Here is a 1,867-nt window from a genome sequence, read left to right on the forward strand (position 1 = left end):
ATCACCAGCAGAAGCACTGAGAGATCTTCTACTTGCGTCATAAACATTAGGTGTTGCAACGACCCCTTGAACCTAAGCAACTTGCGCGCATGCTTACCAAGATCTTGTCAGCCAGTTCGGCATGCAAGCATCGATGAGTAGACGAGGGAACTGCTTTGACAACGCACCAATCGAATCATTCTGGGGCACACTGAAGAGCGAGCTGGTCTATCAGCGGCGGTTCGCCACTCGGCACCAAGCGAAGCAAGAGATCACGGAATACATCGAGATCTTTTATAACCGGCAGCGAACACAAGCGCGGCTTGACTACCTGTCTCCCGCCGCTTTCACGCAGCGTTTCTACTTGAACAAGATCGCTGCTTAACCCGTTGGCGTCCACGGGTTCCGACCGACCTCACAACTGCACGCGGCAACGGCGTCCGTCGGCATGGCCGAGGCTGATTTTTATCCACGCATCTCGCTCAACGGCAGCGCCGTGTTCCAGAGTCTTCAGCTATCCAATCTCGCCGACTGGGCCTCCGGGCAATTCGTCGTCGGACCGTCGATCACGCTGCCCATCTTCGAGGGCGGCCGTCTCAAGGGCACCCTGCAACTGCGCGAAGCGCAACAGGAGGAAGCCGCGATCGTCTACCAGCACACCGTGCTCGAAGCCTGGCGCGAGGTGGATGACGCCCTGTTCATCTATGATGCCGAGCAGCGCCGGCGCGACCGTCTCGTCTCCGTCGTGCAGTTGAATCAGCGGGCGCTCGAGATTGCGCGTCAGCGATACAAGGCGGGCGCGCTCGACTATCTCGACGTGCTGAACGTGCAAAAGCAACTGCTGGAAGCGCAAAGCAATCTCGAACAGAGCAAGGCGACAGCCGCTTCAAACCTCATCTCGCTCTGCAAGGCGCTCGGCGGCGGATGGGAAACAGGCTTCGAAGCACGCGATGCTCGACATTGGTCGGGCTCTGATGACACCGTTGCGCATCGCATGCCGCCTGTTCATCGAGATGACCGTGAGCGTGAAGGCATACCAGCCCCTCTTATCTCTGGACTGAGCATCGGCCATCGGTAGAGCGTTCCCGCACCGGTGACGTATGAGATGAGCTTGCGCGTGGACTCCGCGGCGTCTTTCAGATTGAGCCGCGTGCGAAGCGGATAAATTCCGCCGCGCGATGGCGGCATGGAAGCGAAAAGGTCGACTGCAGCAGTACGACGACCGCATCGTCAACGACATGCACAAGCGCGACTACGACAAGGCGCTCGCCGAAGCGATCTTCGACATTCGCGAAGCGCGCAAACATCCCGAGCAAGCAGTTAGCGGACAATATTCCGGCAAGACCCTCAGTCATCTGAGTTAATCAGTTATCCTATTGCACTACGATCATTTAGTTTATTAAAAATACGGGGTGCGAACAACGACGTAGTTTTAGGTGTCTGGCGTTGCGGGCGTTGTCGCCATCGCGGTGACCAAGTGCGCGCCCATCTGATCCCGCGACGCTTCAATGCAAGTACGGACCGGGCCTGTCTTTGTACCAATGATAGTCACCGCTCAACAGCTGCCCACAGCCTCGCGGCTAGGAGAGGCGATCTGGATCAAGCGCGAGCATGCGGTTCTTCGGACGATGACCGATCGTTGCGGGAATCGGTGTCGTGTGATTTGCGTCGAGCCTTGCACTGCCGACGGTCTCCTTGCGTTTTATCGCGCCGTGCCCGGGCGGAGCGTGCAATCCGCTGCTCTACCCGGGCATCTGCTCGTTTCCGCGGCGTTTCTTCACCGGTGCTCGTGCGGTCAGCCCATGTGCAGCCCGCCGTTCAGCGAGAAGTCCGCACCGGTCGAGAAGCCCGACTCGTCCGATGCCAGCCACGCCACGATCGAACCGAT

1 protein-coding gene and 3 pseudogenes are annotated in these 1,867 nt (G+C 58.7%); 3 read left to right on the forward strand and 1 reads right to left on the reverse strand.

The features are described from left to right. Nucleotides 1-82: 82 nt before the first annotated feature. The 3 genes and pseudogenes from AWB67_RS37135 to AWB67_RS37145 all read left to right on the forward strand — a co-directional run. Nucleotides 83-364 (forward strand): annotated as a pseudogene (locus tag AWB67_RS37135) (IS3 family transposase); the annotation flags it as partial. A 30-nt stretch (nt 365-394) separates the two neighbouring features. Continuing rightward, a pseudogene (locus AWB67_RS37140) lies at nt 395-934 on the forward strand (TolC family protein); the annotation flags it as partial. A 223-nt stretch (nt 935-1,157) separates the two neighbouring features. Beyond that, complete coding sequence (locus AWB67_RS37145) at nt 1,158-1,343, forward strand: hypothetical protein (RefSeq protein ID WP_087660778.1); 186 nt, start codon at nt 1,158-1,160, stop codon at nt 1,341-1,343. A 431-nt stretch (nt 1,344-1,774) separates the two neighbouring features. Here AWB67_RS37145 and AWB67_RS40355 read toward each other — a convergent pair. Continuing rightward, nucleotides 1,775-1,867: pseudogene (locus tag AWB67_RS40355) on the reverse strand (beta-ketoacyl-ACP reductase); the annotation flags it as partial.

The organism is Caballeronia terrestris (assembly GCF_001544515.1).
Lineage (GTDB): Bacteria > Pseudomonadota > Gammaproteobacteria > Burkholderiales > Burkholderiaceae > Caballeronia > Caballeronia terrestris.

Bases quoted from the DNA above. Each gene is read 5' to 3' on its own strand.
- AWB67_RS37145 (WP_087660778.1), top strand. From the start codon at position 1,158: ATGGCGGCATGGAAGCGAAAAGGTCGACTGCAGCAGTACGACGACCGC.